General features: G+C 69.5%; 2 protein-coding genes and 1 pseudogene. 1 reads left to right on the plus strand and 2 read right to left on the minus strand.

Annotation, left to right across the window (positions count from 1 at the left end; all coding sequences use genetic code 11):
* Nucleotides 1-278 precede the first annotated feature (278 nt).
* A pseudogene (locus tag IG62_RS0140680) lies at nt 279-1,523 on the minus strand (UDP-glucose dehydrogenase family protein); the annotation flags it as partial.
* A gap of 205 nt (nt 1,524-1,728) precedes the next feature.
* Here IG62_RS0140680 and IG62_RS0140685 point away from each other — a divergent pair.
* The gene (locus IG62_RS0140685) at nt 1,729-2,904 is read left to right on the plus strand and encodes an acyl-CoA dehydrogenase (RefSeq protein WP_030816253.1); all 1,176 of its coding nucleotides are present in this window, start codon (nt 1,729-1,731) and stop codon (nt 2,902-2,904) included.
* Between the two features lie 70 nt (nt 2,905-2,974).
* Here IG62_RS0140685 and IG62_RS0140690 read toward each other — a convergent pair whose 3' ends face one another.
* Nucleotides 2,975-4,258 (minus strand): LCP family protein, encoded by a 1,284-nt coding sequence (locus tag IG62_RS0140690; protein ID WP_030816255.1) that lies wholly within the window; start codon nt 4,256-4,258, stop codon nt 2,975-2,977.
* Nucleotides 4,259-4,672: the final 414 nt, after the last annotated feature.

A 4,672-nucleotide genomic window follows, 5' to 3' on the forward strand; every position in this document is an offset into this window, starting at 1 on the left:
GCGTTGGGGGTGTAAGGGGGTCTGCGGACCCGTAGGGGTGGGTCGAACAGATCCCGTAAGGGTCGCGAGGGCCCCCTGCAGGGCCTCAACTCGACCGGCAGGGAAAGGTATTCCCGTACCCCCACCCCACCCCACGAGGCGCACCCGAAACGACGACGCCCGCCCCCACCGGCCTCCCAACCCCCACCAACGGGAGGGGACAGACCGGAGGACGAAGTCTGTAGGGCTGTCACCGCACCCAAAAACACCACGCCCGCCGCCAGGCGCAACGGCGAACAAGCGGTGACCTCGGCCAGGGCCGCCGGGTCCAGCTCGCGGAACTCGCGCCATTCCGTCAGGTGCAGCACTACGTCCGCGCCGCGTACCGCCTCCAGTGCGGTGTCCGCGTAGGCCAGCGTCGGGAAGAGCCGGCGGGCGTTCTCCATGCCCTTGGGGTCGTAGACGGTGACCTGGCCGCCCTGGAGGTGGATCTGGCCGGCGACGTTGAGTGCGGGGGAGTCCCGGACGTCGTCCGAGTCCGGCTTGAAGGTCGCGCCGAGGACCGCGACCCGCTTGCCGAGGAAGCCGCCGCCGACCGCGTCCCGGGCCAGCTCGACCATGTGGCCGCGGCGCCGCATGTTGATCGAGTCGATCTCGCGCAGGAAGGTCAGCGCCTGGTCGGCGCCCAGCTCACCGGCGCGCGCCATGAACGCCCGGAGGTCCTTCGGCAGGCAGCCGCCGCCGAAGCCGATGCCGGCCCGCAGGAACTTCTTGCCGATCCGCTCGTCGTGCCCGATCGCCTCGGCGAGCTTCAGTACGTCGCCGTCGGCCGCCTCGCAGACCTCGGCCATCGCGTTGATGAACGAGATCTTCGTCGCCAGGAAGGAGTTGGCGGAGGTCTTGACCAGCTCGGCCGTCGGGTAGTCCATGACGATGAACGGCGAGCCCTCGGCGATCGGCTTGGCGTAGATCTCGCGCAGCAGCTCCTCGGCCTTCTCGCCGGCCACACCGGCGACGATCCGGTCCGGGTGCAGGGTGTCCTGGACGGCGAAGCCCTCGCGCAGGAACTCCGGGTTCCAGGCCAGCTCGGCGGCCGGGCCGGCCGGGGCGGCGGCCGCCAGCCGCTCGGCGAGCCGGGCGGCGCTGCCCACCGGCACCGTCGACTTGCCGACCACCAGCGTGGGCCGGGTGAGATGCGGCGCCAGCGCGTCGAAGGCGCTGTCCACGTAACTCATGTCGCAGGCGTACTCGCCGTGCTTCTGCGGGGTGTTCACGCAGACGAAGTGCACGTCGCCGAACGCGCCGGCCTCCTCGTAGGAGGTGGTGAAGCGCAGCCGCCCGGTGGAGCCCTCGATGCCGGCGACGTGGCGGCGCAGCAGCTCCGCGAGGCCCGGCTCGTACATCGGGACCTCGCCGCGCTGCAGCATCTCGATCTTCTCGGGGACCACGTCGAGCCCCAGCACCTCGAAGCCGAGCTCGGCCATGGCTGCGGCGTGGGTGGCGCCGAGGTAGCCGGTGCCGATCACGGTGATCTTGAGGGCCATGGGTGCTCCAGACGCATGCTGACGAAGACGGCCGGACCGAGCATAGTCGCGAGGGGAATGGCCTACTCCAGTCGCGCGGCGGGCAGGACCGTAACTGTCGGCAACCTCACGTATCCGCAGGCCGGGACCGGAGCCTAGAATCCGGAGAGGTAAAGGGTTACTTAACGGTAGTTAGCGCTGCCGGAGCTCAGGGGAGTGAGAGTTAGTGGCGGGAACCGCTGATTTCGATCTGTACCGACCGTCCGAGGAGCACGACATGCTCCGCGAGTCGGTGCGCTCGCTCGCCGAGGCGAAGATCGCGCCGTTCGCCGCCGCCGTGGACGAGGAGGCCCGCTTCCCACAGGAGGCGCTCGACGCGCTGGTCGCCAACGACCTGCACGCCGTCCACGTACCGGAGTCCTACGGCGGCGCCGGCGCCGACGCGCTGGCGACCGTCATCGTCATCGAGGAGGTCGCCCGGGTCTGCGCCTCGTCCTCCCTCATACCGGCCGTCAACAAGCTCGGTTCGCTGCCGGTGATCCTCTCCGGCTCCGAGGAGCTGAAGAAGAAGTACCTCGGCCCGCTCGCCGGCGGCGACGCGATGTTCTCGTACTGCCTGAGCGAGCCGGACGCCGGTTCCGACGCGGCCGGCATGAAGACCAAGGCCGTCCGGGACGGCGACCACTACGTCCTCAACGGCGTCAAGCGCTGGATCACCAACGCCGGCGTCAGCGAGTACTACACGGTGATGGCGGTCACCGACCCGGAGAAGCGCTCCCGGGGCATCTCGGCGTTCGTCGTCGAGAAGGGCGACGAGGGCGTCTCCTTCGGAGCCCCGGAGAAGAAGCTCGGCATCAAGGGCTCCCCGACCCGCGAGGTCTACCTCGACAACGTCCGCATCCCCGCCGACCGCATGATCGGCGAGGAGGGCACCGGCTTCGCCACGGCCATGAAGACCCTGGACCACACCCGCATCACCATCGCGGCCCAGGCGCTCGGCATCGCCCAGGGCGCGCTGGACTACGCCAAGGGCTACGTCCAGGAGCGCAAGCAGTTCGGCAAGCCGATCGGCGACTTCCAGGGCGTCCAGTTCATGCTCGCCGACATGGCGATGAAGCTGGAGGCGGCCCGTCAGCTCACCTACGCCGCGGCGGCCCGCTCCGAGCGGATATCGGCCGGCGGCAAGGGCGAGGACCTCACCTTCTTCGGCGCCGCGGCCAAGTGCTACGCCTCGGACGCCGCCATGGAGATCACCACGGACGCGGTCCAGCTGCTCGGCGGCTACGGCTACACCCGCGACTACCCGCTGGAGCGGATGATGCGGGACGCCAAGATCACCCAGATCTACGAGGGCACCAACCAGGTCCAGCGCATCGTGATGGCGCGCAACCTGCCCCAGTAGGCCCACCACACACGGGAAGGGGCCCGGACCGCACTCGCGGTCCGGGCCCCTTCCCGTGTGCGGCCCCGCGTCAGTTGCTGCTGACGGTGACCTTCTCGTCGTTGTTCAGCTGCTGGACCAGCTGCTGCACCTTGGCCTTGTCCCACACCAGGTTGCCGCCGCTGGAGCCGGAGATCGGCATGTTCATCGACTTGCCGTCACCGCTGGTCACGCCCTTCATCGCGAAGAACATCTCGCCCAGGTCCCACAGGCTCATGTCCTTGTCGACGATCAGCGTGTCCAGGCCGGCACCCATCACCGGGTAGAGCTTGAACGGGTTGAGCACGGTGCTCGGCGTGGCCGTCTGGCTGGCCAGCGACGACAGGAACTTCTGCTGGTTCTTCGTCCGGTCCAGGTCACTGCCGGCAAAGGCGTGCCGGGTGCGGACGAAGGCGAGCGCCTGCTGGCCGTTGAGGGTCTGCTTGCCGGCCGGGAAGTCGGCGCCGGACCACTTGTCCTTGAATGCCTTGGGGATGTCCATCTCCACACCGCCGATGGCGTCCACGATGTTGGCGAAGCCGGCGAAGCCGATCTCGACGTAGTGGTCGATGTGCAGATGGGTGTTGGCCTCGACGGTGCGCACCAGCAGCTCCGGGCCGTCCTCGGCGTAGGCCGCGTTGAGCTTGGTGTGCCGTCCGGTGCCCGGGTACTTCTTGCCGGAGTCCGAGCCGACGAAGGACGGTATCTCGACGTCCGAGTCACGCGGCAGCGAGATCAGCGTGGGGCCGTTGCTGCCGTCGTGCAGGATCATCATCGAGTCGGTGCGCTTGCCCTCGGCGGAGCCGGTGTGCAGCTTCTTCTTCTCCTCGGCGGACATGCCCTCGCGGCTGTCCGAGCCGACGATCAGGTAGTTCGTGCCGTCGCCGGTCTCCGGCCGGTCGATGACCTTGCTGAGGTCGACCTGGCGGCGGAGCTTGCCGTCGGCCCAGAAGTACGTGGCGACCGAGGCGACCGCCAGGACGACGACCACGGTGATGATCGTCCACTTGATGCGCCGCCCCCAGCGCGGCCGCGGCCGCCCGCCGCCGTGTCCGTCGTCGTAGCGGCCGCCACCGCCGCCACCGCCTCCGTAGACCTGGCCGGTGTTGTAACCGTCGTACGCGTCGTCGTAGCCCTGGGACTGCTGCGGCGGCACGGTCGCGCCCCTGCGCGGGGACATCGACGGCGGCAGCGGGGGCTCCTGCCGCTGATAGCCGGGGGCCGCGTCACGCCGCACCTGGGGCATGGCACGCGCACCCTCCGGGTCGGCACCGCTGCCGCGCCCGTATCCGTTGCCGTTCCGGTCGCCGGACCATCCGTTGGGCCACTCATTCATACCGGGCAGTGTGCACGGCCCAGGGGCCCGTCCCATAGGGCAGGTGCGGGATCGGGCCAGCCCTGTTGCAGACCTGATGCAAAGCGACGGCGGCGTTCCGCCGCATATCGCAAGGGCCCGTGACCTTTCCGACCTGGGAGAACGGAACCAGTCATTCCGGATACCGCCCACGTACTCGGCTCTCCCGCCGTGACCTTTGTGTCGTTCCCCACGTACCCGTTCCGCTGCGCTTTGCGGCGCCTCCCACGCACCTGACTGCGGCGCCGCGGGTCGTCTCGCCGTTGCGCCTGCGGCGGGCTGGGTGGGTGTCGGCTGCGGTGACAGCCCTACAGACTTCGTCCTCCGGTCTGTCCCCTCCCGTTGGGGGGAAAGGGGAGGTGGGTGGGGGTGGGCGTGGGGGAGGTCCCGTAGGGG

The sequence above is a fragment of the Streptomyces sp. NRRL S-337 genome, assembly GCF_000720175.1.
Taxonomy (GTDB): domain Bacteria; phylum Actinomycetota; class Actinomycetes; order Streptomycetales; family Streptomycetaceae; genus Streptomyces; species Streptomyces siderophoricus.

Excerpts from the sequence above, each read along its gene's own strand:
- IG62_RS0140690 (WP_030816255.1), bottom strand. The coding sequence starts at position 4,258 with ATGAATGAGTGGCCCAACGGATGGTCCGGCGACCGGAACGGCAACGGA.